Origin of the sequence: Corynebacterium sp. USCH3, from assembly GCF_037619475.1 — a bacterium.
Taxonomy (GTDB): Bacteria; Actinomycetota; Actinomycetes; order Mycobacteriales; family Mycobacteriaceae; genus Corynebacterium.
The window spans coordinates 53,153-77,088 of sequence record NZ_JAQPZT010000005.1; the positions used below are offsets into that span (position 1 = coordinate 53,153).

The following is a 23,936-nucleotide window of genomic DNA, read 5'->3' on the forward strand; positions in this document are numbered from 1 at the left end:
AGTACCATGGGGCGGTGAGCAATGAGTCAGGCAACAACAGCGACGCCCGCAGACCGACGCAGTCAGAGGTCTCCTGGGCCCTGCACCAGTTGGTCGTCGCTGCCGCAGCGATGGACGTCAGCCTCGGGCACCGGTTGAGCCTCAGTCCTGTGGAGTACCAGGCCATGAAACACCTCATGACCGCCGATAACGCGTACGGGACCGTCGAACTGGGCAACCTCGTCGGTCTCTCGTCCGGGGCCGCGACCGGCCTGGTGGACCGTCTGGAGAACGCCGGCCATCTACAGCGGGTCAAGGATCCACGTGACCGTCGGAGGCTCATCCTGGAGCCGACAGATGACGCAGTACGCCGGACCGCTGAGCAGCTCCGACCTCTGGAACAGCGGCTGAACGACATTCTCGCCGACTACCGTGCTGACGAGCGAGACGTCATCGCCCGGTTCCTCACCGAGACAACCGGTGCCTACCGCTCGTTCAGCGGACAGGAGCCCGCTGACGTTGACGCCGACGACGCAAACCCCTGACCTGAAGCGCCGCCGACCCCTGACCTCGCGGCACGGCGTGGCAGAATGACACGCATGCAGACACCCGCGCAGACAGCAGCTCAGCTCCGCCGTGACGGCTCCACCGCGGCGGTCATCGTCACCCACCGGCGCGTTGCACTCCTGCGCAACTCCCTGGCCGTCGTCTGCGCCCAGACCCACCCGGTGGACAAGGTCATCGTCGTCGACAACGGCTGCCAGGACGAGGTCCGCGTCCTGCTGGAGGAACTCGCCGGCGACCGGGCCGTCTACGTCCCCTCCCGGACCAACCTCGGTGGCGCCGGTGGCTTCGCCCTCGGCTTCCTCACCGCCCTGTCACTGGGTGTCGATGCCGTCTGGTGCGCCGACGACGACGGCCGCCCCGCCGACGAGAACGTCCTGGGGAACCTCTACGACGTCGCCGAAGCCCACGGGCTGGCCGAGGTGTCCCCCGCCGTCTGCAACATCGACGAGCCCGGACGCCTGGCCTTCCCCCTGCGCCAGGGCGTGGTGTGGCACCGCTACCTGCATGAGCTGCAGGGCGACTTCCTGCCCGGCATCGCCAGCCTCTTCAACGGTGCCCTGCTCAGCGCCGAGACGATGAAGGTCATCGGAGTGCCCGACTACCGCCTGTTCATCCGCGGCGACGAGGTGGAGTACCACCGCCGTCTCGTCCGCTCCGGGCTGCCCTTCGGCACCTGCCTGACCACCTCCTACCTGCATCCCGACGGCGCCGACGAGTTCAAGCCGATCCTCGGCGGGCGGATGCACACCCAGTACCCCGACAACGACACCAAGCGCTACTTCACCTACCGCAATCGCGGCTTCCTGATGAACCAACCGGGGATGCGTCGACTGCTGCCGCAGGAGTACGCGCGCTTCGGCTGGTTCTTCCTGGTGCAGAAACGCGACATCAAGGGGTTCCGCGAGTGGCTGTCCCTGCAGGCGAAGGGCCGTGCGGAGAAGTTCTACCGGCCGTAGACGCCGCGGGGAGACACCGAAGGGCAGGGAGCGAGTCCGGCGACGACTCAGGTCCGGAAGATCACCCAGCGCTGGATGATGAAGTTCAGCACCGTCGCCGTGCCCTGCGCGATCACGAAGCTGATCGCACGCACCCAGAACTTGTCCAGATCCATGTCCTCCAGCCACGGGATGCTCACCGTGTAGAGGGTGACCTGCACCGCGTACGTCGCCAGGTAACTCAGCATCGTGACGACGAAGCGCTTGACCGAGGGTTCGGCCTGGAACGTCCACCGCCGGTTGATCAGGTAGGCGGTGAGGGTGCCGAGGATGAACCCGACCGTCTTCGACGCCCCGTCCCCCAGACCCGCGAGATAGAGCAGATAGGTGCTGCCGAAGTCCACGACCGCCCCGACCACGCCGGTCATGATGAAGCGGAACAGCTGGGTCTTCAACGGCAACCGCTCGACGGTTCCCTGATCGGTCACTTCTTGCCCTCCTCGGGGAGCGGTGTCAGGGGCACGGGGATGTGGTGGTCACGGGCGGCGCGGAAGGTCCACAGCTTGTTGACCAGGAAATTCACCGGGATCGCGAAACACACGCCGAACAGGTTTCCCCAGTAGATCGGGTCGCGCAGGCCGGTGGACCCGTCCCAGATCTCGCGGGACAGCGCCACGGGCGACTCCGGGTTGATCAGTGCGGTCTGCACGAGCAGCGTGACCAGCAGTCCCCCCACGCCGACCAGCATGAACGGGACCATCTCCCGGAACCAGTTCGATTTCCCGGCGGTCCGGAACGTCCACCGGCGGTTGAGGTTGAAGTTCCACAGGTTCGCCACCACGAACGCCAGGACCGAGAAGACGTGGTACCAGCGGATGTGGAACTGGGTGCCGAACAGGTTCGCGAACGCGTGGTGCCCGTCGAAGTCCCACAGCCACTGGGTCGTCTTGTTCGCCACGACCATGACCGCGGAGTTCACCGCCACGCCCGAGGCGCCGACGATGCCGAACTTCACGAACTGCCGGATCAGCCGCCACGAGCGTTCCGACGTCGACAGTCGCCGGGCACCGGCAGCACCGTTCCCCCCGTCATCTGCGGCGGAGCCCGGCTGTTCGGCGATGGCGTCGGTCACGACGGGCGTCCTCTCTGCACTGATGTCAATCGGATGAACCGGGAGAACTCCCGGAGACCTATCGGACATACGCTACTGGCACAGCCGCCGATTGCGAAACATTGACGACACTACGATGTGTCGGACGATATGTCGTCCGGTGCGTCGTCCAGCGCCTCGTGACGCTGCAGGAGGTAGCGGTACATCTCGAGGCGTTCGAGCAGACTGCTGCGCGGCACCAGGGGCGTCACCACCGAGTCCGCTCCGCCGTGCGCCTCCCAGGCACCTGCCCCGCAGGACGCCAGGATCCGCCCGGTCACCGACGAGAGCCCGCGGATCTCCGCTGCGCTCAGCGGGTCGGTGGACAACCGGCCACCACCCGGCGCGATGTCGGCGTCGGCGCGGGTGAATCCGAGCGCGGACATGAGCATCTCGGAGATCTCGTCGGCGGTGGCACGGTCCGACAGCGTCGACAGTGCGACGATCCGGGACCAGGCCGCGGCACGTCCGAGTGGCGACGTCTCGGCGGGGATGCCGTCCAACGCTTCCCGGACACTGTCCGGCACCTGTGCGGGCCGTCCCAGGTCCAGCGCCTGCAGCAGGGGGGTGAACTCGTACAGGTCACCGTCGAGCAGCAGGGTCCGGAGTTCCGGGGCCAGGCCGTCCAGAATCTGCCCGACGGTCTCCTCACCGGCCAGCGCAACGTTGACGGCGGCGAGGTCGACGTCCCGGGGGACCACCACCGCTCCGAGGCTGCTTCCGGCCGTACCCGTGGACACGAGCGTTCCCGGGGTGCGTGCAGGAGACTCACCGGGGATGAACTCACCGGCGAGGCAGACGGCGTCCGGCGTGTTGTCGTCCCTGGTCATCGCGCCTGCGGTGGTCAAGGTGAGCAGGATGTCGTCCACGAGGAGGGACGCCGTGCCGTCGCGGCCGAGGGCCTCGTCCAGCGTGGTCCCGATCGGGCCGGCGGTGCGGCTGTAGACACGCAGCCGGTCCCGCCGACGCGCCTGCAACGACCAGGTGGGGCCCGCGAGTGTCGCCTCGCCACCGTCGAGCATCTGCGCGGCGCCCGGCCAGTCGAAGGCGACGAGGACGGCGCGCACGGTCTCAGCGACCGACAGCCGGTCGTTCAGGCCCAGCGCACGCGTGTAGAAACCCGTGGCAGGGTGATGGAACTCGGCGAGAACCAGCAGTGTGGCCGGCGGGGCGGTACCCACGCCCGCCGTGGTGCCCGGCCCGTCGCCCAGCAGTGGCAGCCGGAGTACCGCGGCAAGGCCGTCGCCGGTCGCCGGGCCGCCGCTGCGGTCCGTCCGGGAAGCATGCCGTGCGATCATGCCATCAAGGGTAGCGACGTTGCCCCGATGCTGCCGGTGGGAACTCAGGCGAGAATCAGCGGCAGGGCCCGGAGCTCCCCGCCCAGCCGCTGCACCCGGAGTTTCTCGACGGCGTTCCAGCTCCGGACCAGGCTCCGCACCCCACGGGCGGTCGCCATGCACCGGGTCACGGCGTCGGCGGCGTCACCGTCGAGGCCCTGCGGAGGAAGCCCGTCCTGCTCCTCGAACTCGATGTCGCCCCAGGCGGGTTGCCGTTTTCCCGGGTTGGCCGCGGCGAAGTCCTCCCGGTTGCGCTCCACGGCGGCGCGGGCGTTGCCGATGGTCGCCTCCAGGTCCACGACCTGCACCGTCTCAGGCAGACCGGCGGCATCCCCCGACACGACCGCCGGCCGTCCGAGGATCAGGGACAGCACCGCGTCGCGGTCGTCGCGCCCGTCGATCCAGTCGGCGTCGGCGGCGAAACCGTGGACACCGTCGGCGTCGACGAGCCAGGCCCCGCTGAAGTCGCCGAGCAGGACCCTGGCATCCACCTCGACCTGCCAGACCGCGGTGACGTCCCCGACGGTGGACACGACCATCACCGGCGGGTCCTGGGCACGGGTCGCCCCCGCCTGCTGGGACTGGGTCCCCGTGTCCGGGGCCGTGGCGTCCTTGCCCGGTGCGCCGGTCATCGGCGCGCCCGCTCATTCACGACGTAGAGGACGCCGACCTGTGCCGCACCGAAGACCGTCGACGGCAGGGCGCGGAACACCCCGCCCACCAGGGGGATGCGGCCCCCGATCCGACGCACCGCACCCGCACCGGCGGCGTCCACACGACCGATGAACCAGGCGGCGGCACCGAGAACCGCGCCGGCACCGGCCGCAGGCGCTGCCGCCGAGACCACGAGCCCGGGAACAGAGTTGGTGCCCAGGTTCTCCTTCATCTGTGCCAGGGACTCACGGACCTCGACCCGCTCATCCTCCGACATCTCCTTCCACTGGTCGGCGGCGAGCACCCCCACCCCGCCGGCGACCACCGCCGTCTGTCCGGCACGGCGCAGCCACGTCCGCGTCACCACGTCCCGCACCAGGTAGTACCCCAGTGTGGTTACGGCAATGACCCGGAACTCCCTCGGCGTCAGGGGTTCCTTCAGGGCCTGTCTGAATGGTGTCGTCATCGTGCTCCTCCTCGTCCCTCGGCGGGGTTCACCTACGACCCCGAGTGTAGAGCAGCACCCGGACGTCACCGGGACACCACCGTTGTACGCTGGAGCCCATGTTCGGAAAAGACCGCGCCAAGAACCAGATGCGACGCAACATCGCCAAGGCCACGGCAGGCCAGCCCGCCGGGACGAAGGGGTCGCGCGCGGAAACCAGCGTGGTCGGCGGCACCGAGACCGACAAGACCTACGAAGCCGCCGCACGCGCGGAAGCACCGCTCAGCGAGTTCATGGTGCGCCTGCTCGCCCAGGAGCTCCCGGTGCTGGACTCCACGAGCCGACGGATCGTCAACCGCGAGCTGCGCGAGTACGACGGCCCGACGATCACCTGCGTCGCCGAGCTCCCGGAGACCATCCGCGAGGTCATGGAGCTCTAGGCACGTCAGGACGCCGGGACGTCGCCCCGCACATCGCCCCTGACATCGCCCCTGACGTCGCCGAGCAGGGCGGCGTACCGTCCGCGGAGCACCGGGTCCCCGCCGTACCGTGCGGCGGCCTCGAGACGGCGGGTCACCGCGGCGATGAGCCAGTCGGCCCCGACGCGTCGTGCCTGTTGGGCGACGGACTCGAAGATCAGCAGGGCGTCGTCGTCCCGCCCGGCGACGTGCAGCAGCAACGCCTCCTCGGTCAGCGCCTCGAGCCGCGTCGACTCCACGGCCGGGCCCGACCCCAGGGTGACGCCGGCCCGGGTGGCCGCGCCCTCGGCGTCCTTCGCCACCCCGGCGGCCCACGCGGTCAAGGCGAGCGCCTCCTCCACCCGCTCGGTGTGCACCAGCCCGCGGTTGACGGCGAGGACGTGGTCGACCAGGTCCCCGGCGGCCCGGAGCCCCAGCTCCTCGGACGACAGCTCCGCCTCCATGGCGACCGCCGCCGAATGGAACGTCCGGTAGGCCTCCTTGAGCCGGTCGACCTGCCCCGGCCAGTCGCGGGCGAAGTTCTCCCCGATCAGGGCCGTCGCCAACCGGGTGGCCTCCGCCTCACGACGGAACGCCGCGTGCGGGAAACGCCCCCAGTCCAGCCCCTCGATACTGTCGAACCCCTCCAGGACGAAGGCGGCCCGCGGGAAGTCCCGGTCGTCCAGCAGGGCGGACACACACGTCACCTGGTACTCGGCGGCGGCCTCCCACTGTTCCCGGAACTGGGCGCTGTCCGCGGCCTCCGCGAACGCCCCGGCGGCAGCCCGGTGGTTCCCCAGCTTGCCCAGCGTCTCGCCGCGGGCCGCCATGAGGTGGATCCGCATCAGGGCACCGTCGTCCCCCGGAAGCGGCTCACCCGGCACCATCTCCGGCACCATGTCCGGCACCATGTCGAGACACCGCCCGTACACGGCGAGCGCCTCATGGAACGCGCCGTGCCCGGACAGCGCCACCCCCAGCGACAGCAGTTCATCGAGCAGGTCCGGGGCCACCTCGTCACCGAGCATCGCGACCGGGCCGGGTGGTGGTTCCGGCAGGCTCAGGGCGACACCGGCGACGACCTGGGCCACCTGCGCCACCAGCGCATCCACTGCGGGATCGTCGGCGGCGAGTTCGGTGATGCCGGCGAGCAGGGCCGCCCCGACCTCCGGGATCGACCGCGGTGCCAGCCGGGAGACCTGGCGCAACGCACGCAACGCCAGGCGCAGCGACTCCCGGTCGGGGTACACCCCTCCCATCAGCACGTCCTGCTCGATGACCCGCCGGACCAACGGGCCGGAGTCCGACCAGAACCCGGCGACGGTCTCCACCCGGTTGGCGAGGATGGTGACCGGGTCGGCGCCGGTGTCCTCCGTCTCGTCCTGTGTGCGCTGACGCTGGCGGAGCATCTCGTCGAGCTCGTCGAGTTCCGGGATCCCGGGCTCGTCAGAGTCGTCCACGTTGTCGCCGCCGTCGAGGTCGTCGTCGAGGTCCTCATTGCCGTCGTCGTCCAGGTCCTCGTCGCCGTCCTGCAGGTCGTACCTGCGCAGCAACTCCTCCACGAGCGCCTCGTGCGGCCCCAGTCCGACACGGCCCTCGCGGATCTCCGTCAGTCGGTCGACGGTGACCTCGACCGCCTCCGACAACCCGAGCATCGAGTACAGCATCAGCGCGGCGACGGTGTCCGCGGTGTCGAGGGTGGAGAGGTCGACCGGCCCCGCCACCGGGACCTCCGGCGACACCGTCCCGGAGACCTCGCCGCGCCAGTCGGCGACCTCGCGCGGCAGGTGCAGCCAGACGTCCTCCACCCAGGACGGCAGACGTGACGGCACCGGCGGCGTCACCGACAACGCGTGCGACTCCGGCAGCGGGGCCTCCGGGGATGTCGGGGCGTCGGCAGGGGCACGGTGCAGCGCCAGCCCGATACGGGACTCGACGTCATTGCCGTTGCGACGGTCCAGGGCGGCCGCGGCGGTACGGGCACGCTCGCCGGCCCACCGGGCGAGACCGGCCACCGTCCCGCCACCGGTCTGCTCACCGGCGAAGGCCAGCCAGTCCGCCACCGCCGGCAACCCGGCGAACACCGGCCGCAGCGCACCGTGTCCGGCCTCCGTCGCCGCCGTGAAGACGGTGTGCAGCCCCTCCAGCAGGTGGACGTCCGACGTCGGCTCACGCCGGTGCAGCGCCATGACCGGCAGCATCCGGTCGAGCAGCCCCAGCGCCAGCGACGCCCGTCCGGACACCGCGAGGAACTCCGCGACCTGCAGCAACGCGTCCGACAGCTCGGGGGACCCCACCGCACGGTCCGCGACGAACGCCGCCCGCGCCGCCGTGACCTCAGCGGCGACGACCCCGGACAGCGGGATCAACGACTCCGCGAGCATCACCGTCGGCTGCACGTGGGCTTCCGGGGCGTTCTCCATTGCCGCGACGATCTCCGCCACGGCTTCCAGGTCGCCGCGCTGCAGCGCCACCATGCCACGGACATCCAGGTCCCGCTGGAACCGGTGCGCCTCCGCCCAGGTCATCTCCTCCGGCAACGACGGTTCAGGCAGGTCGTCGAGCAACTCCTGGGCCTCGTCCAGCCGGCCGAGCGCCAGCAGGATGCGCACCTGGGTCTCGGCGAGATCGGTCTCGGAGCGTCCCAGCTCCCGCAGCGCCGTCACCGACTGCCCGGCCAGATCCTCCAGGTCGGCCAGAGGCAGCTCCGGGCGCTGTGCGGCGCTCAGCACGATCTCCTGCCACAGCAGGTCGAAGATATCCGGCAGGTCGGCGTCATCCGTGCCCTCAGTGCCGCCGGCGTCGGGGTTCGCGGGGAACCGTCCCGGGTCCTGCCGGTGCAGCTCCCACAGCAGCGGCACCAGGTCGACGGAATCCGGACGCCCCGGCCAGTCCAGCCCCTCACCCTCCAGGCAACGCAGCAGGTCAATCCGGTACGCCAACTCCTCATCTTCACGGGAAGTTCCCAGACAATCCGAGAGTTCCCCACACCTGCGCAGGTAGGCCTCCTCACCGATCTCCCCACGGGAGCGCATCCCCCGCAGAGAGTCCCACTCCTGTGCGACCCACGCCACATCCTGCGTACCTCTGACCCGTCCCATGCCCCAACTATGACATGAATCCGACGGCCCCGGCGGTAGGGTGGTCCCCATGGAACTGAAGACGCACACCCGGACGCTCACCGGGTGGGGACGAACCGCGCCCACCTCGGCCGAGGTCCTCGCCACCCCTGATGTCGACATCATCTCCGCCGCCGTCGCCCAGGTCGCCGACGACAACGCCGACAAGCCCGACCACCTCAAGCGCGGCGTCATCGCCCGCGGCATGGGCCGGTCCTACGGCGACCCCGCCATGAACGGCGGCGGGCTGGTCATCGACATGCAGCAGCTCAACCGCATCCACTCCATCGACCCGGACACCGCCCTGGTCGACGTGGACGCCGGCGTCACCCTCGACCAGCTGATGAAGGCCGCACTGCCGTCCGGTCTGTGGGTCCCCGTCCTGCCCGGCACCCGCCAGGTGACCATCGGCGGTGCCATCGGACCGGACATCCACGGCAAGAACCACCACTCCGCCGGCTCCTTCGGCGACCACGTGGTCTCCATGGAACTGCTCGTCGCCGACGGCCGCGTCCTGCACCTGGAGCCCGAAGGTTCCGCGGACGACCCCGACGGCACCCTGTTCTGGGCGACCGTGGGCGGCATGGGCCTGACCGGCATCATCCTGCGCGCGACCATCCGGATGACGAAGACAGAGACCGCCTACTTCCTGGCGGACACCGACCGCACGGACACGCTCGACGAGACGATCGCCGCCCACTCCGACGGCTCCGAGGTCAACTACACCTACTCCTCGGCGTGGTTCGACTGCATCTCCCCCGCCCCGAAGCTGGGACGCGCAACGATCTCCCGTGGCTCCCTGGCCACCCTCGACCAGCTCAAGGAGTACGCACCGAAGCTGGCGGCCGACCCCCTGAAGTTCAACGCGCCGCAGCTGATGACCGTGCCGGACGTCTTCCCGTCCTTCACCCTGAACAAGCTGACCCTCTCGGCGGTGGGGCTGGCGTACTACACGATGGGTGCCCCGGCGAAGAACCAGATCAAGAACCTCACGCAGTTCTACCAGCCGCTCGACCTGATCGGTGAGTGGAACCGCGGCTACGGCCCCAAGGGTTTCCTGCAGTACCAGTTCGTGGTGCCGGTGGAGGCCGTCGAGGCCTTCAAGGACATCATCCGCGACATCCAGAAGTCCGGGCACTACTCCGCGCTCAACGTGTTCAAGCTCTTCGGCGAAGGCAACCGTGCGCCGCTGAGCTACCCGATGCCCGGCTGGAACGTGTGCGTCGACTTCCCGATCCGCCCGGGCCTGGGCGAGTTCCTGGACAAGCTGGACAAGCAGGTCATGGAGTTCGGGGGACGCCTCTACCTGGCCAAGGAGTCCCGCACCTCCGCCGAGAACTTCCACAAGATGTACCCCGGCCTGTCCGGCTGGCTGGAGACCCGACGGTCCATCGACCCGACCGGTGTCTTCGCCTCCGACATGTCCCGCCGCCTCGAGCTCAACTAGAGCCTGTTTTTAGGAGACACTTCCAATGATCAACGCTGTGGGTAAGCCCCAGTCCATCCTGCTGCTCGGCGGCGCCTCAGACATGGGACTCGCCGTGGTCGAGGAGTTCCTGACCCGTGGCCCGGCCCGCGTGGTGCTGGCCGCCCGTCCGGGCGAGGACCTCTCCTCCGCCGTCGGCCGGATGGAGTCCGCCGGTGCCTCCTCCGTGGAGACCGTCGGCTTCGACGCCACCGACTTCGACTCCCACCCGGGCGTCTTCGACGAGATCTGGGCCGGTGGCGACATCGACCTGGCCGTCGTCGCCTTCGGGGTGCTCGGCGACAACGAGGTGCAGTGGACCGACCAGAAGCAGGCCGTGCTGGCCGCGCAGGTCAACTACACCGGTGCCGTCTCCGTCGGCGTGCTGCTGTCCAACCGGATGAAGGCGCAGGGCCACGGCCAGATCGTGGTGTTCTCCTCCGTCGCCGGTGAGATGGTGCGCCGCTCGAACTTCGTCTACGGCTCCACCAAGGCCGGCGTCGACGGCTTCTACCGCATGCTCGGGGAGGCCCTGCGTGGCACCGGGGTGAAGGTGCTGACCGTGCGCCCCGGCCAGGTCCGCACGAACATGACCTCCGCACTGGACGATGCCCCGCTCACGGTAGACAAGACCGACGCCGCCAAGGCCGTCGCCGCCGGTGTGGACGGTGGAAAGCCGGTCATCTGGATCCACCCGCTGTTCCGCCCGATCATGCTGATCCTGAAGAACCTGCCGCAGTTCGTGGTGCGGCGGCTGCCACTGTAGGGCTGGTGCGGGACAAGGCGAGCAACCACCTGCTCTGTGGCCGGTGACGTAATGCTCAGCGCTATGACACGCTTCAACAGAATCACCGTCGACCCCGCCAGAATGGGGGCAAGGCGGGTATCCGCGACCTGCGGATATCGGTCTCCATGATCGGAGACATGGTCGCTGGCGGGAAGAGTGTGCCGATGATCCTCGACGAATACCCTTATCTCGAGGATGAAGATGTACGTCAGGCGCTGGCCTACACGGCAGCACTGGCGGACAGCGAGTACCACCTCGACCTGCAACGTCCAGCGTGAAGTATCTTCTCGACGAGAACCTCTCACCGCAGCTGGCAGCCGCGATCCCCGGAGCGGCTCATCTCCGCGATGTTCTGGAAACCGGAACAAGTGACGTCGACATCATCGCCTATGCTGCCAGCGAGGCCGCTGTAGTAGTCACAGTCGATACGGACTTTGGGACACTCCTGGCTGCAACCGGGCGCTCCCGGCCATCCGTAGTACTGGTCCGGGAACTTCTCCAGTACCCCGTCGCAGATCAGGCTCGACTCATCATGGCGAATCTTCCCGGAGTTGCCGATGCCCTGGAGAACGGAGCAGTCGTCGTCTTCGGCAAGGATAAGATCCGGGTCCGCGCTCTCCCCATTGAGTGACCGTAACGGTGCCGTGGCAGAGTTCCTGACTCCGTGGCAGAGGCCCCGGTCGCTTTTGAGGGCCAGAACGACCGATAGATCTGCCACCAAGCCGACTACTCTGCCATATCGCTCACGTCGGACACCGGACTGAAATGAAAAATGGGCAAACCGTCCACGGTCGCCGAGAGGGAAAACGGATCGTGCTATAAACGTATTCCATGTCGTGCTGGCCGAACGTATCCTACGAGATTCTGCCCTGGGTTTCCCGGGCACCCCTGTCAACTCGGGCCCGCAATCGGCAGCCCGGGCACTACGACTCCGCGATTCCGCCGATGATTGCAGACCGACCAAACGTGACGGCACACCTTACCGACGACAGCCTCGCACTTGCCGATGAGGCGACCGTGGCCGCCACCAGGTTCGACGCGACGGAAGCGTCCGGGATCCTGCCCTTTGCGCCCTTACTGCTGCGTGGCGAGTCTGTGGCATCTTCACGCATTGAACAACTCACGTCGTCCTCCCGGAAAGTGATGGAGGCTGAGCTCCTCAGCACACCCTCCGGAAATGCAGGAAATGCCGCACTGATCGCTGCAGCTACCGCTCAGATGACCGAAGCCATCAGCACGCAGGAGCTTCCGTCCCTCCGTTCCATTCTCACGATGCATGAGCTGCTGCTCGGCCCCAGCGCACCGTCGATCGCCGGAACCTACCGCGACGCCCCGGTCTGGATCGGAGGCAGTGACAACCACCCGGTCGATTCGCAGTTCGTGCCCCCTGCCCCCGGCCGGGTCCCGGCACTCATGGATGACCTCGTGGGGTTCATGTCCCGGAGGGACGTCCCCGCCCTCGTCCTCGCGGCGGTCAGTCATGCCCAGTTCGAGACGATCCACCCATTCGTCGACGGCAACGGCAGGACGGGGCGCGCACTGATGCACAGGATCCTCCGGGCCCGTGGAGTATCCAGGAACGGGACTCTGCCCCTCGCCGCCGGCATTCTCGAGGACCCGGGAGCATATTTCTCGGCCTTGGACGCCTACCGCGACGGTGACATCAATGCCATCGTCCAGCTGATCTCCCGCTCAGCGCTCCGTGGCGCCGAACTCGGGGAATGGCTGGGAGAAGAGCTGTCGTCGATCCGGCGTTCATGGGACGGAAGTGTCCGTGCCCGGAAGGATGCCGCTGACTGGAAAATTCTCGACATCCTGATCCGCCAGCCCGTGGTCGACGCCGAAAGAATCTCCGGCGAGCTCGACATCAGCCTGGTGAACTCCCGTCGGGCGCTGGACCGTTTGGAGGAGGATGGGGTCCTGCTCAGCGCCCAGATCGCCAAACGGCGCCGAGCCTGGCGCAGCCCCGAGGTCCTCGATCTCCTCGATGAATTCTCGGAACGCGCCGGACGCCGCGGCACTCCCTGAACCGGGCCCCGGACCTACTCCGCGAAGGGGTAGTCCGTGTACCCGTGGGCCCCGCCGACGTAGAACGTCGACGAGTCCGGCGTATTCAGTTCCAGACCGTCCTGCCAGCGACGGACCAGGTCGGGGTTGGCGATGAGCTGGCGGCCGACGACGACGGCGTCCGCCAGGTCGTCCTCCACGATGTGGCGTGCCTCGTCCAGCTCGGTGACATGGCCGAAACCGCTGTTGAGCAGGAACGCCCCGGTGAAGCGCTCCCGCAGGGCCGCGACCAGGTCGCCGTCGATGTCGGCGTGCAACACCGACAGGTACGCCAGGTCGAGATCGTTGATGCCGTCGATCAGGGCACCGTAGGTGGCCAGGACGTCCTCCCGGTCATCCTCGGGGACACCCTGCACACCGTGTTCCGGCGAGATGCGCAACGCGGTCCGTCCCGCGCCGATCTCCTCGGCGACCGCCCGCACAACCTCGACGGTCAGTCGCGCCCGGTTCTCCGGGGAACCGCCGTAGGCGTCCTCACGATGGTTCGAGGACGCCGCGGTGAACTCGTGCAGCAGGTAACCGTTCGCACCGTGGATCTCCACGGCGTCGACTCCGGCGTCAACCGCCCGGCGCGCACCGTCGACGAACTCCCGGATGATCCGTGGGATCTCGTCGGTCTCCAGGGCACGCGGCACCACACCCTCGAGCTTCCCGGAGAAACCGCGGACCGGGCCACCGGTGCCGACCGCGCTCGGCGCCTCCGGCTCGCCGCCGCGCAGCAGGTCGGGGTGGGACGTCCTGCCACCGTGCATGATCTGCATGACCAGCGTGCCGCCCTCGGCGTGAACCGCATCGGCGACCTGCGCCCAGCCGGCCTGCTGCGCATCGTCGGCGATGCCGGCCTGCCCCGGGAAGGAGCGGTTGCTGAAGGCGGGGAACGTGCCCTCGGTCAACACCAGTCCGGCCGAGGCGCGCTGCCGGTAGTACTCCACGTGCATGTCGTTGGGGACACCGTCCTCGTCGGCACGCTGACGGGTCAGCGCGGCCATGGTCACCCGGTTGTTCAGGTGGAGCGTGCCGGCGTCCAACGGATCGAAGAGGGAGGTGGTCGTTGTCGTGGTTGTCGTGGTTGTCGTAGTCACGTACGGGACAACCGGCAGTGCGGGGCGCGTATTCCCCCTCCGCGCAGCGGCCGTGGCAGAGCTCCCGGTCAGCCGGGTGGGGGCGCCGGTCGGAAATCAGGTCGAAACCGCCCGTCGCCTCTGCCGGAATGCCGTCAGCTCTGCCACCCCGCCCGACCGAACCTGCACCGAGCCCTTGCGGCATACCCCATAGGGGTATACAGTCGGCAGCGTCAGAGACACTCACCGACGCAAGGAGAACACCATGTCCACCATCACCAAGAACTACACCGTCGACGGCATGACCTGCGGACACTGCAAGGCCTCCGTCGAAGAGGAGATCGGTGAGATCGCCGGCGTCACCTCCGTCGAGGCCGAGCTCGCCACCGGCCGGGTCACGGTCACCGGGGACGACGTGCAGGATGACGCCGTCGCTGCCGCCGTCACCGAGGCCGGATACAGCGTGAGGGCGTAGCACCCATGACCACGCCCGTCGAACCAGCAGACGCCACCGACCTGATCGCCCTCGACCTCGGCGTGACGGGCATGACCTGCACGTCCTGCTCGAACCGTGTCGAACGCAAGCTCAACAAGCTCGACGGCGTCGAGGCCACGGTCAACTTCGCCACGGAATCCGCCTCCGTCCGGTACGACCCGGCGAAAGCGGACGCGGACGCCCTCATCGACACGGTCCGCGGCGCCGGATACGACGCCTTCACCATGGCCGGTGACCTGGAGGAAACGACCGACGATGCACAGGTGGCCGACGGAGGCACCGGGGACTCCGGCCAGTCCCGCGTTGACGCCGCCCGCGACAGCGAGGCCGCCGACCTGAAGAAGCGCACGATCATCTCGGCGCTGATCACCGTCCCCGTCGTCCTGCTGAGCATGATCCCCGCACTGCAGTTCGACAACTGGCAGTGGGCCGTCCTCACCGCCGTCACCCCGGTGTACTTCTGGGGCGGCGCCCCCTTCCACCGTGCCACGCTGGCGAACCTGCGCCACGGTGCGTTCACCATGGACACACTGGTCAGCATGGGCACCACCGCCGCCTACCTGTGGTCCCTGTGGGCACTGTTCCTCGGCAACGCCGGCATGACGGGCATGACCATGGAGATGCACCTGCTGCCGTCGCACTCCACCATGGACGAGATCTACCTCGAGACCGCGGCGGTGGTGATCACCTTCCTGCTGCTGGGCCGCTGGTTCGAGACCCGCGCGAAGGGACGCTCCTCGGAGGCCCTGCGCGCCCTGCTGACCATGGGCGCGAAAGACGCCACGGTGCTCCGCAACGGGACCGAGACCCGCGTTCCGGTCAAGGAGCTGCAGGTCGACGACGTGATCGTGGTGCGTCCCGGTGAGAAGATCGCCGCCGACGGCGTCGTCACCGACGGCAGTTCCGCCGTGGACGAGTCGATGCTCACCGGCGAATCGGTGCCCGTCGAGGTCACCGAGGGGTCCACCGTCACCGGGGCGACGATCAACACCTCGGGACGCCTGCTCGTCCGCGTGACCCGCACCGGCGAGGACAGCACCCTGTCCCAGATGGCGAAGCTGGTCACCGACGCACAGTCGAAGAAGGCCCCGGTACAGCGCCTCGTGGACCGGATCTCGCAGGTCTTCGTCCCCGTCGTCATCCTCGTCGCCGTGGCGACCCTGGTCATCCACATCGCCACCGGCGGCGGCGTGGCACCGGCGTTCACCGCCGCCGTCGCCGTCCTGATCATCGCCTGCCCATGTGCCCTCGGACTGGCCACCCCGACGGCCCTGCTGGTCGGCACCGGGCGGGGTGCCCAGCTCGGCCTGCTGATCAAGGGGCCGGAGGTGCTGGAGTCCACCCGGCGCGTCGACACCGTCGTCATGGACAAGACGGGCACGGTCACCTCCGGCGTGATGTCGGTCAGCGACGTGACCGGTGACGTCCTCCTCCGGGCGGCCGCCGTCGAGGCCGGCTCCGAGCACCCGATCGCCCGGGCCATCGTGCACGCCGCCGAGGACGAGGGCGAGGTTCCCCCGGTCACCGACTTCACCACCACCGCAGGGCACGGCGTCACCGGGACGGTCGACGGATCGACCGTCACAGTAGGACGGCCTGCCGCGAACCTGCCGGGTGACCTGCAGCGGGCCTTCGACGACTCGCAGGCTGCCGGTGGCACGCCGGTCGTCGTCGAGATCGACGGGACGCCGGCCGGGGTGATCACCGTGCGTGACACGGTGAAACCGACCTCGGCCGACGCCGTCGCCGGGCTCAAGGACCTCGGGCTGACGCCGATGCTGCTCACCGGCGACAACGAGGGAGCCGCCCGGGCCGTCGCCGCCGAGGTGGGGATCGCCCCGGAGAACGTCATCGCCGGGGTCATGCCGGACGAGAAGGTCGACCACGTTGAGAAGCTCCAGGCCGAGGGCCGGAACGTGGCGATGGTCGGTGACGGGGTCAACGACGCCGCCGCCCTCGCCGCCGCCGAGCTCGGCCTGGCGATGGGGGCCGGTACCGACGTCGCGATCGAGGCGTCCGACATCACCCTGATGAACGACGACCTGCGTTCCGCCGTCGACGCGATCCGACTGTCGCGCCGCACGCTGGGCACCATCCGCGGCAACCTGTTCTGGGCGTTCGCCTACAACGTCGCGCTGATCCCGGTGGCCGCGATCGGCCTGCTCAACCCGATGCTCGCCGGCGTGGCGATGGCGTTCTCCTCGGTGTTCGTGGTCTCGAACTCGCTGCGGTTGCGCGGCTTCCGCTCGAGCCACGGGCAGTGACACGTCTGCGTCGGACCGGCCGGCGGGATACCCGGTAGCCGCGGTTGTCGATTACGCCTCGTCGCCTGGGCGGCCTCCCCGTGACCTGGCGTTTTTCCGGGGAACCACTGTGGCGAGACGTAATCCACGTCCACCACCACTCACCGCGTGGCGTCCCGGACCTCAGCTCAGCGGGTTCCCCTCCGGGATCTGCCCGCAGGACGTCGTCGGCTCGTCTCCGGCGAAGCGGTCGTTGACCCACGGGACCATCTGCGCCGCCCATGCCGCCCCACCCACGGTGTGTCCACCCGTCGGAATCTCCCGGTAGTCCACGTCCGTCCCGTCCCCGCAGTACTGCCGGGCGAGGGCACGGGTGTCACCGAGCAGCATCACCCCGTCACCGTCGCCGAGCTCCGGGTGCGGCGGGGTGTTCTCCGCCTCACCGCCACCGGCCTGCACCAGGAGCTGCGGGAACGGCGGTGTCGGACGCAGGCCCATGTTCGTGTCGTCCAGCAGGTGACGCACCTCCAGGATGGAGTCCGGGTCGGGGTACTCCGGCAGGATCATCTCGTCCCACCGCAGATGGTCGTAGGAGTCGGAGGCGTCGCCGATGGCGACCCGGTCCATGTCGGCGAAGACCTGCCGACCGTTCGCGGTGAGGTAGGGGTCCAGGTCCACCCCGTAGGCGCGTGCCAGGCCGACCATCGCCATACCCACCACTCCTGACCAGCCACTGCCCTCACCGGCGTAGACGAGGTTGTGCTCGGGCCGCACCATGGTGCCGCCCTGGGCGACACCGACGATGCTCTCCGCCACGTCCGGAGCGTAACTCTCGGCGAGAATCGCCGCCCACCCTGCGCCGATCGACCCGCCGGAGTAGCCGACGAGAGCGGTGGGCGCGTCGGAGGGGACGTCCGCCTCCGGGGTGCGGTGGGACGCCCGGAGACCGTCGAGGATGATCTTCCCGTATTCGGGACCGGCGGCGAAGATCCCCCGTTCGCCCTGGATGTCCGGCATCACCACGGTGTGGCCGGCGGCGAGCAGGGGCGCAATGAACGCCAGCTCCGCCAGCACGACGGCCCCGCCCTCGGTGACGCTGCCGGACAGGACGCGGGAGGGCCCGTCCTCGGGCCGCATGGAGTCGTAGAAGCTGGCGTACATCACCGTGTTCCCGGACGGTTCGACGCCCGACGGCGGGTGGATCACGCTGGTCGCCGCGACGGACGGTTCGCCGAGGGTGTCGGTGGTGCGGTACTGCACCTGCGTGACCTCCACCGGGCTGCTGAATCCCTCGATGTTCTCGGGGATGTAGGGTTGCTGCCGGACCTTCAGCGGCGCCCCCGGCGCATACCGCTCGAGGTCGTCGGCGGGGGCGAAGAAGGACGCGTCGTCCTGCACGGTGGGGATCTCGGCCGGGGCGGTGACGGGTGCGGACGGTACGGCGGTGCCGGACGCCGGTGGGTCCTCGGCGGTTCCCGCGCAGGCGGGCACCGCACCGCCACCGAGTGCCAGGACGAGAAGTGCCGCCCCTATTTGTCGCTTCGTGTCCCGCATTCCGCCTCCGGGTCGTCAGTCAGGTGGTCTCACCGGTTCGCCTCACCGGTTCGCCTCACCGGTTCTCGATGCCGCCGATCACCTGTGACACGATGCCCCGGGCGAGCGCCCGGATCTCCGCCTCGTCCTGCCCGTCCCGGGGCCGGAACCACATCGCCGTGCTGTTCAGGCTGCTCAGCAGTACACGGGTCATCATCCGACGGTCACCGTCACGGATACTGGCGTCGGCGATGCCGTCCTCCAGCACCTGCCGGTACATCGTCTCGTACTCCTCACGGAGCCCGTTGATCGTCTCGAGCACCTCGCGTTGGCGTTCCTTGAGCGCGGCGAAACGCTGTCCGGGAACGCCCTGGTGGATGGCGTTGTGGTAGCCGAGGTTCTGCATGAGGTTGACCAGGTGCGCCTCGCTCATCGCCGCGAGACGTTCTGCCCCGGTGCCCGCCCCCACGGAGAACGGCTCGACCACCTGCCGGACGATCTTCATCCCCTCCTCGTACACGGCGAGGTAGATGTCGAACTTCGAACGGTAGTAGTAGTAGACACGCCCCTTGGTCGCACCGATCTCGTCGGCGATGTCGTCGATGGTGGCGCGGTCGAAGCCCCGCAACTGGAAGACCTCGGCCGCGGCGTCGAGTATCTCACCGCGGGCCCGGTCATGTGCCGTCGCATCGACGCCGAAGGTGTCCACTGTCATACTTTTCCAGTGTATACAGTCACAGTTCGAACAGTCCGGCCGCGCCCATGCCGCCGCCGATGCACATCGTGACGACCACGTGGCGGGCGCCGCGCCGACGCCCTTCCCGCAGGACGTGGCCGACCATGCGCGCACCGCTCATGCCGTAGGGGTGGCCGATGGCGATGGCGCCGCCGTTGACGTTGTACTTCTCCGGGTCGATGCCCAGCTGGTCGCGGCAGTACACGGCCTGGGAGGCGAAGGCCTCGTTGAGTTCCCACAGGTCGATGTCGTCGACGGTGAGTCCGTGCTGCTCCAGCAGCTTCGGCACCGCGTAGATCGGCCCGATGCCCATCTCGTCCGGCTCACACCCGGCCACGGCGATGCCGCGGTACGTGCCCAGCGGCTCCAGGCCACGGCGGGTGGCCTCGTCCTTCTCCATGAGGACGACGGCGGCCGCGCCGTCGGACAGCTGGGAGGCGTTGCCGGCGGAGATGGTGGCGTCGTGTCCCTCACGGTCCGGCAGGACCGCCTTCAGCTTCGCCAGGCCCTCGGCGGTGGTGGACGGGCGGTTTCCTTCGTCGAGCGTGAGACCGCCGAGCGGGACGATCTCGTCGTCGAAGAGGCCGGCGTCCTGGGCGGCGGCGGTGCGCCGCTGGGACTCCAGCGCATACTCGTCCTGCACCTGCCGGGAGACGCCGAAGCGCTCCGCGACGTTCTCGGCGGTCTCCAGCATCGGGATGTAGACGTCGTGCCCGTTCTCCCGGAGCCACGGGTCGACGGCGCGGTAGCTGTTGCGGTGCTCGTTCTGGACGAGGCTGATGGACTCGACCCCGCCGCCGACGGCGACCTGCAGTCCGTCGACGATGATCTCCTTCGCCGCGGTCGCCACGGCCATCAGACCGGACGCGCACTGACGGTCGACGGTCATCCCCGGCACCGACACGGGCAGGCCGGCGCGCAGCGCGGCCTGACGTGCGACGTTGTACCCGGTGGAGCCTTCCTGCATCGCGCAGCCGAGGATGACCTCCTCCACGTCCGACGGGTCGAGGCCGGCGCGCTCCACGGCCGCGGCGATCGCGTGGCCGGCGAGTTCCTGGCCCTGGGTGTCACTGAACGCACCCTTGTAGGCGCGGCCGATGGGGGTTCTGGCGGTGGAGACCACCACTGCTTCTCTCATGCTCTGATTCTCCTTGTTGATTTAGCTGGGCTGGTCGGACTGGTCGTACATGCCGACGGACATCGTGGTCGTCAGTCCGCCGTCGAGCGGGATCGTCGTCCCGGTGATGAAGGAGCTCGCCGGGGACAGCAGGAACGTCACCAGCCCGGTGATGTCCTCGGGACTGCCCAGACGGCCCAACGGGTTCGCCCGACGCATCTCGTCACCGTGCTCCTCGATGGCCCACGTCATCATCTTCGTCGGGAAGGGGCCCGGCGCGATGGAGTTCACCAGAATCGACGGTGCCAGTGTCGAGGCCATGTGCCGGGTCAGGTGGTGCACGGCGGCCTTGGACGCCGAGTAGGAGTAGTTCTCGTAGTTCGGGACGGCCAGGCCGTCGATGGACCCGATGTTGATGATCCGCGCGGGATCGGCCGTGTCCCCGGCCTCGAGCAGCGGGCGCAGCAGCTGGGCCAGCCTGAACGGTGTCTTCACGTTCACCCCGAGCACCTTGTCCCAGGCCGACGGCGGGAAGTCGTCGAAGGTGGCGCCCCACGTTGCCCCGGCGTTGTTCACCAGCCCGTCGAGATGGTCGGTGTGACCCCTGACCTGCTCGGCGAGCTCCCGGCATCCGTCCTCGGTGGAGATGTCGGCGGCGATGGCGCGGACGTCCCCGTATTGTGCGAGCTCCTGCTGCGCCTCCTGCGCGGCGTCAGCCTTGCGCGTGGACAGCAGGACGGTGACCCCGGCGCGGAGCAGTCCCTCGGCGATCATGCGGCCGATGCCGCGGGCGCCTCCGGTGACAAGGACGGTACGCCCCGAGATGTCGAAGATGTCTGTACTGGTCATGATGCCTTTCTGGAGTCGTGGGTGGTGCCGGATGCGGTGAGTCGGGCCGCGCGGAGTGCGGACCGCCTGACCTTGCCGGCGTCGTCGCGCAGCGGGTCGTTGACCGTCTCGTAGGTCTTCGGCAGTTTGTTGCGGGACAGCCGGTCGGTGAGGAAAGTACGCAGCTCCTCATCGCCGACCTGGTCTCCGGTGGTGTTGAGGATGGCGTGCAGCCGGTTCCCGGTGTCCGGGTCGGGCAGCCCGATGATCACCGCGGTGAGTACGCGGGGGTGCTCCATCAGTGCGGCCTCGACTTCGGCGGGGTAGATGTTCACTCCGCCGACGGTGACCATGTCGGAGCTGCGGTCGTGGAGGTAGAGGTAGCCGTCGGTGTCGAAGTGGCCCATGTCGCCCAGTGACGACCAGCCACCGTGGGTCCTCGGCTCCGCACCGATGTAGCGGTACGTCGGCGGCATGTCCTCCGGTGGGCGCATGAACACCTCCCCGGCGACACCTGCGTCGGTGACCTGCTGTCCGTCCTCATCCAGCAGAATGATCTCTCCCCAGGTCACCCTGCCGATGGACCCCTGGTGTCCGAGCCATTCGTCACCGCGGATGGTGCAGCCGGCCTCCGCCTCCGTGCCGGCGTAGAGCTCCCAGAGGCGCTCCGCCCCCACCCAGTCGATCCAGGCTCGCTTCAACCAGGCGGGGCAGGGTTCGGCACAGTGCCAGAACGAGTGCACCGACGCCAGGGAGTAGGACGCACGGACATCGTCGGGCAGTGCCGTGATGCGCCGCATCATCGTCGGGACAAGGTAGATCCACGTGGCACCGAATCGGTCGGTCTCCGCCAGGGTGCCCTCGGCGTCGAACCTGCTCAGCAGCGACACCGAGCCTCCCCGGAAGATGGTGCACAGTGCGGTGTTCAGCGGGGCGTTGTGGAACAGCGGGGCGGTGATCAGCGACCTTTCCCGTGGCCCGATACCCCAGAAGACCGGGTCGAACTCCGAGGTGACGGCCTCCCGTCCGGACAGGATGATCTTCGGGCGTCCGGTGGATCCACCGGAGACCGGGGCCTTCCAGGCGATGGCGGTCTGCGGCTCGAGGTCGCCGTCCCCCTGCCCGTCCGCCAGCTCCGGCAATGTCACGGTGCCGGGGATGTCGGGGGCGCTGCCGTCGTCGGCGACGATGACGGCGGCGGGGTCACCGAGCTCGAGGATCGCCGTGAGTTCGTGCAACGTCATCCGCGGCGAGAGCACCTGCGGGCTTGCTCCGGCCTTGTAGCAGGCGAAGATCGCCAGGATGAGGTCGGTGGAGTTGGGGATCAGCAGGGAGACGATCCGGCCCCGCTCCGAGCCTCTGTCCACGAGTCCACGGGCGATCCTGTTGCTCTGCTCGTCCAACTCACGCCAGGTCAGGGTCTTGCCGCCGGCCTCCGCCACCACGGTGTCGGGCATCTCGGCGGCGTAGAAGCCGGGAATCCCCGACAACGGGGAACCGAGTGCTGGTTCGGCGGGTTCGGTGCGGACATGCTGGTGCGTCACTGCTTCTCCTTGAGCTCGGTGGTGTTCTTGACGTAGGTGTCGTTGACGTCCGACCGTCGGAAGGTGCTTCCGGTGGCGGACGCCTGCGCCGCCTCCTTCGCCATCGCCCGGTCCTCGCTCTTCAGGGCCCTGCCCAGGGCGATCGCCAGGAGTCCACCGATGATGGAGACGGCGATGATGATCCAGAAACCGGTGGTGGGGGTGCCGGACGCGGTCTCCGCCAGGCCGAAGACGTAGGGCCCGACGAAGCCGCCGGTCAGTCCCACCGTGTTGATGAACGCCAGGCCGGCGGCGGCCATGAGTCCGGTCATCCGGGGCATCGCCACCGACCAGAACAGCGGCAGGGTGCCGGTGAACAGAAAGCCCAGGACTCCGATGAGGATGATGCGGATCACCGGGGAGGACGTCATGAGGAACAGCGCAGCAGCGACGGCACAGCCGATAGCGAGGTAGCCGATAATCGCAGATTCGTTGGTGTAGCGTTTCGCGATCCTGGGGATGAGAAGGACACCGATGGTTCCCCCGATGCCGGTGACACCGCTAAGCAGACCGACCATGAACGTGCTGTTGACGTTCATCTCCTCGACAATGGAGGGGACGTTGAAGGTGACGCCGTTGTTCGTGACCTGGTTAAGGAAGTAGATCAGGCCGACGAGGAGGATGAAGGGACGTCCGAAGGCGACCTTGATGTTGCCTTTGAGAGAATGGCGTTCATGGGCCTCATCTCCGCCGGTGGCGGCGTCGGTGAGGGCGTCGGCCTCCTCCTGGCTCAACCACGAGGCGGTCTGCGGCTTGTCCGGCAGCATGACCAGGATGACGAACCCGACGAGGATGGTCAGGGCTCCCTCAACCAGGAACATCCACTGCCAACCGTGAAGACCCAGAGTGTCTTGCATCCCCATCAATGCCCCACCCATGGGGCCGCCGAAGAAGATGCCGAGCGTCGCAGCGAGATAGGTGTACCCGATAGCGGTCGCCCGGTCTTTCTGGGCGAACCACTGCGTGATCATGAACATCATGGCCGGAAACAGTCCCGCCTCAGCGGCGCCGAGCAGAATCCGGAGCAGGTAGAAGGTGATGTCGTTGTTCACGAACATCATCAGGGCGGTGACAGTGCCCCAGCTCACCGCGATGCGGAAGATCCAGCGCCGGGGACCGACCCGGTACATGATGAGGTTGCTGGGGACCTCCAGGAAGGCGTAGGTGATGAAGAACAGACCGGCGCCGAGGCCGAAGGCCGCCACACTGATGCCGACATCGGCCTGCAACTGGGTTTTCGCCATGGCGATGTTGGTGCGGTCCACGTAGGACATGAAGTAGGCCAGGCACAGGATCGGCAGGAGCCGGAGCATCGCCTTGCGGGTGGCGACGGCATGCACGGAGCCGGTGGCTGCGGGGGCGTTCGTGATCGACAT

General features: G+C 68.5%; 22 protein-coding genes and 1 pseudogene. 10 read left to right on the forward strand and 13 right to left on the reverse strand.

Annotated elements, in window-relative coordinates; genetic code table 11:
- The first annotated feature begins 14 nt into the window (after positions 1–14).
- A complete protein-coding gene (locus PQI66_RS11280; RefSeq protein ID WP_339998370.1) occupies positions 15–524 on the forward strand; it encodes a MarR family winged helix-turn-helix transcriptional regulator in 510 nt (169 codons plus the stop codon).
- 54 nt (positions 525–578) lie between these two features.
- Positions 579–1,502, forward strand: a complete 924-nt coding sequence (gene glfT1, locus PQI66_RS11285; protein ID WP_339998371.1) for a galactofuranosyltransferase GlfT1 — start codon at positions 579–581, stop codon at positions 1,500–1,502.
- A gap of 47 nt (positions 1,503–1,549) precedes the next feature.
- On the opposite strand, the gene PQI66_RS11290 is transcribed toward glfT1, so the two are convergent.
- From PQI66_RS11290 to PQI66_RS11310, 5 genes are all read right to left on the reverse strand, one after another.
- A complete protein-coding gene (locus PQI66_RS11290) occupies positions 1,550–1,969 on the reverse strand; it encodes a GtrA family protein (RefSeq protein WP_339998373.1) in 420 nt (139 codons plus the stop codon).
- Positions 1,966–2,538, reverse strand: a complete 573-nt coding sequence (locus PQI66_RS11295; protein ID WP_339998838.1) for a GtrA family protein — start codon at positions 2,536–2,538, stop codon at positions 1,966–1,968. The genes PQI66_RS11290 and PQI66_RS11295 overlap by 4 nt, the downstream gene beginning before the upstream one ends.
- Positions 2,539–2,723: 185 nt before the next feature.
- Positions 2,724–3,929, reverse strand: a complete 1,206-nt coding sequence (locus PQI66_RS11300) for a hypothetical protein (protein ID WP_339998375.1) — start codon at positions 3,927–3,929, stop codon at positions 2,724–2,726.
- 44 nt (positions 3,930–3,973) lie between these two features.
- On the reverse strand, positions 3,974–4,600 hold the full coding sequence (locus PQI66_RS11305; protein WP_339998377.1) for an N-acetylglucosamine-6-phosphate deacetylase: 627 nt from the start codon (positions 4,598–4,600) through the stop codon (positions 3,974–3,976).
- On the reverse strand, positions 4,597–5,088 hold the full coding sequence (locus PQI66_RS11310) for a hypothetical protein (RefSeq protein ID WP_339998379.1): 492 nt from the start codon (positions 5,086–5,088) through the stop codon (positions 4,597–4,599). Before PQI66_RS11310 ends, PQI66_RS11305 begins: the two co-directional genes overlap by 4 nt.
- A gap of 98 nt (positions 5,089–5,186) precedes the next feature.
- Here PQI66_RS11310 and PQI66_RS11315 point away from each other — a divergent pair, with 98 nt between their 5' ends.
- Positions 5,187–5,507 carry a hypothetical protein gene (locus PQI66_RS11315; RefSeq protein WP_339998381.1) on the forward strand — a complete coding sequence of 107 codons (321 nt, stop codon included), beginning with the start codon at positions 5,187–5,189 and terminating at the stop codon, positions 5,505–5,507.
- 5 nt (positions 5,508–5,512) lie between these two features.
- On the opposite strand, the gene PQI66_RS11320 is transcribed toward PQI66_RS11315, so the two are convergent.
- Complete coding sequence (locus tag PQI66_RS11320) at positions 5,513–8,626, reverse strand: hypothetical protein (protein ID WP_339998382.1); 3,114 nt, start codon at positions 8,624–8,626, stop codon at positions 5,513–5,515.
- 49 nt (positions 8,627–8,675) lie between these two features.
- Between PQI66_RS11320 and PQI66_RS11325 the strand changes: the two genes are divergently transcribed.
- From PQI66_RS11325 to PQI66_RS11345, 5 genes and pseudogenes are all read left to right on the forward strand, one after another.
- Positions 8,676–10,091 carry an FAD-binding oxidoreductase gene (locus PQI66_RS11325; protein WP_339998383.1) on the forward strand — a complete coding sequence of 472 codons (1,416 nt, stop codon included), beginning with the start codon at positions 8,676–8,678 and terminating at the stop codon, positions 10,089–10,091.
- Between the two features lie 25 nt (positions 10,092–10,116).
- Complete coding sequence (locus PQI66_RS11330) at positions 10,117–10,875, forward strand: decaprenylphospho-beta-D-erythro-pentofuranosid-2-ulose 2-reductase (protein ID WP_339998386.1); 759 nt, start codon at positions 10,117–10,119, stop codon at positions 10,873–10,875.
- Between the two features lie 101 nt (positions 10,876–10,976).
- Positions 10,977–11,174 (forward strand): annotated as a pseudogene (locus PQI66_RS11335) (DUF433 domain-containing protein); the annotation flags it as partial.
- Positions 11,171–11,527, forward strand: coding sequence for a DUF5615 family PIN-like protein (locus tag PQI66_RS11340; protein ID WP_339998387.1), 357 nt, complete (start codon positions 11,171–11,173; stop codon positions 11,525–11,527). The pseudogene PQI66_RS11335 and the gene PQI66_RS11340, both read left to right, overlap by 4 nt.
- A 335-nt stretch (positions 11,528–11,862) precedes the next feature.
- Positions 11,863–12,924, forward strand: a complete 1,062-nt coding sequence (locus PQI66_RS11345; protein ID WP_339998389.1) for a Fic family protein — start codon at positions 11,863–11,865, stop codon at positions 12,922–12,924.
- Between the two features lie 14 nt (positions 12,925–12,938).
- On the opposite strand, the gene PQI66_RS11350 is transcribed toward PQI66_RS11345, so the two are convergent.
- Complete coding sequence (locus PQI66_RS11350) at positions 12,939–14,045, reverse strand: alkene reductase (RefSeq protein WP_339998391.1); 1,107 nt, start codon at positions 14,043–14,045, stop codon at positions 12,939–12,941.
- Positions 14,046–14,289: 244 nt separating this feature from the next.
- On the opposite strand from PQI66_RS11350, the gene PQI66_RS11355 reads away from it, so the two are divergent.
- Together PQI66_RS11355 and PQI66_RS11360 are read left to right on the forward strand one after the other, a co-directional pair.
- The gene (locus PQI66_RS11355) at positions 14,290–14,499 is read left to right on the forward strand and encodes a heavy-metal-associated domain-containing protein (protein WP_339998393.1); all 210 of its coding nucleotides are present in this window, start codon (positions 14,290–14,292) and stop codon (positions 14,497–14,499) included.
- A gap of 5 nt (positions 14,500–14,504) precedes the next feature.
- Positions 14,505–16,784, forward strand: coding sequence for a heavy metal translocating P-type ATPase (locus tag PQI66_RS11360; RefSeq protein WP_339998395.1), 2,280 nt, complete (start codon positions 14,505–14,507; stop codon positions 16,782–16,784).
- A gap of 162 nt (positions 16,785–16,946) precedes the next feature.
- Here the strand turns inward: PQI66_RS11360 and PQI66_RS11365 are convergent, their stop codons facing one another.
- From PQI66_RS11365 to PQI66_RS11390, 6 genes are read right to left on the reverse strand one after another with little or no spacing between them, the layout of a single operon-like run.
- Positions 16,947–18,317 carry a lipase family protein gene (locus PQI66_RS11365; RefSeq protein WP_339998397.1) on the reverse strand — a complete coding sequence of 457 codons (1,371 nt, stop codon included), beginning with the start codon at positions 18,315–18,317 and terminating at the stop codon, positions 16,947–16,949.
- Positions 18,318–18,372: 55 nt separating this feature from the next.
- Positions 18,373–19,011, reverse strand: a complete 639-nt coding sequence (locus tag PQI66_RS11370; RefSeq protein WP_339998399.1) for a TetR/AcrR family transcriptional regulator — start codon at positions 19,009–19,011, stop codon at positions 18,373–18,375.
- A 19-nt stretch (positions 19,012–19,030) separates the two neighbouring features.
- The gene (locus PQI66_RS11375) at positions 19,031–20,170 is read right to left on the reverse strand and encodes an acetyl-CoA C-acyltransferase (protein ID WP_339998400.1); all 1,140 of its coding nucleotides are present in this window, start codon (positions 20,168–20,170) and stop codon (positions 19,031–19,033) included.
- A gap of 21 nt (positions 20,171–20,191) precedes the next feature.
- On the reverse strand, positions 20,192–20,998 hold the full coding sequence (locus tag PQI66_RS11380) for an SDR family oxidoreductase (RefSeq protein WP_339998402.1): 807 nt from the start codon (positions 20,996–20,998) through the stop codon (positions 20,192–20,194).
- On the reverse strand, positions 20,995–22,521 hold the full coding sequence (locus tag PQI66_RS11385) for an AMP-binding protein (RefSeq protein ID WP_339998404.1): 1,527 nt from the start codon (positions 22,519–22,521) through the stop codon (positions 20,995–20,997). The genes PQI66_RS11380 and PQI66_RS11385 overlap by 4 nt, the downstream gene beginning before the upstream one ends.
- Entirely contained in the window at positions 22,518–23,936 is a 1,419-nt protein-coding gene (locus PQI66_RS11390) for an MFS transporter (RefSeq protein ID WP_339998405.1), read from the reverse strand. Before PQI66_RS11390 ends, PQI66_RS11385 begins: the two co-directional genes overlap by 4 nt.